Genomic DNA, 1,370 nt, shown 5'->3' with positions numbered 1-1,370 from the left:
CCCACCCTTGTATTAGCGCGATCGCTTATGATGGTGCCGTTCCGTGAGGAATGGCCCAGCCCGGGTGGCCGCCCGAGCTGGGCCGCCGTTCGATCGGATCGGTACCCACCGAAGCCTTGAGGGCTGTCTGACGTAGCAAGATCGCGATCGGCACTTCATCGGGACCCGAATGGTTGAACGAACTCAAGGTTCGCATCACAAGGGAGGGATCGACGAAGATGGCCAAGCATACCACAATCTGTGCCGGGATCGATATCGGCAAACGCAAGCTCGACATCGCGATCGAAGGCTGCCGCGAGCAGTTGCAGGTGGAGAATACGCCGGAAGGTCACAAGGTTCTGCTGGCGTGGCTACGACAGCGCCGCGTCAATCGCGTCGGCCTCGAGGCGAGCGGCGGTTACGAACAGCCTGTGGTCGCTGAGCTACGTCGCAACCGGTTTGTCGTTGTGGTGTTTCAGCCGGCTCAGGTCCGGGCTTATGCCAAATTCCACTTGCAGCGGGCCAAGAACGACAAGATCGATGCCGCTCTTATCGCAGACTGCACCGGGGCGGTGCGGAATATCCATGCCGCTCCCGACCCGCGGCTGCTGCCATTCGCCGCGCAACTGACCATGATCGATCAGATCGGTGAGGATGTCGCGCGCCTCAAGAATCGGATCGAGAGCTGCCGCGATGCGAGGATTAACAAGCTCTGGGAGGAGGATATCGCCCGCCTGGAGATGCGCGAGAAAGCCGAACTCAAGACGCTGGTCACCTCGATCCGCAAGCATCCCGACCTTGCCAAGAGGCTTGCGCTGATCAACAGCGTCGACGGCATCGGGCTGCCGACCGCCGTTGCTATCCTGGTGCGTCTGCCTGAGATCGGCCGGATCACGCGGGAGCAGGCCGTCGCTCTCGCCGGCCTTGCGCCCTATGACGACGACAGCGGCGAGCAGGTCGGTGCTCGACATATCGAGGGCGGTCGAAAGCGGCTGCGTCGCGCCCTTTATACTGCTTCACTGGCTGCATCGTTTCGCTGGAACCGGCAGCTCATCCAGCTTTACCAGCGGCTGACTGCGGCCGGAAAGGAACACAAGCGCGCCCTCGTTGCCTGCGCCAGGAAGATGCTCATCTTCGCCAACACCGTGGTCGCTCGCGGAACGCCATGGTGTGACCAGCCGCCAGAGAGAACATTGTCTGTTTCTTAGTTCGACCGGCACACGTTTCTTCGTCCCGACCTGCCGGTCCTCACGACGCCATGCGCAGCGACCGTCAAGGCTGGCCGTCGCTCCGGCCTCACCCATCCCCGCTGCCGCCAGGCCACGCCTTGACGGCCGCAAGCAAGGCGTCATGCTCAATGGCAATCGGACGTCGCTTTAATGGTTGCTACG

General features: G+C 62.3%; 1 protein-coding gene. It reads left to right on the top strand.

Annotated features, from left to right (window positions below):
- Positions 1 to 218 precede the first annotated feature (218 nt).
- A complete protein-coding gene (locus tag JQ621_RS35270; protein WP_212241804.1) occupies positions 219 to 1,187 on the top strand; it encodes an IS110 family RNA-guided transposase in 969 nt (322 codons plus the stop codon).
- The last annotated feature ends 183 nt before the right edge of the window (positions 1,188 to 1,370 follow it).

Source organism: Bradyrhizobium manausense (assembly GCF_018129685.1).
Taxonomy (GTDB): domain Bacteria; phylum Pseudomonadota; class Alphaproteobacteria; order Rhizobiales; family Xanthobacteraceae; genus Bradyrhizobium; species Bradyrhizobium manausense_D.
This window is presented reverse-complemented; position numbering and strand designations above follow the sequence as displayed.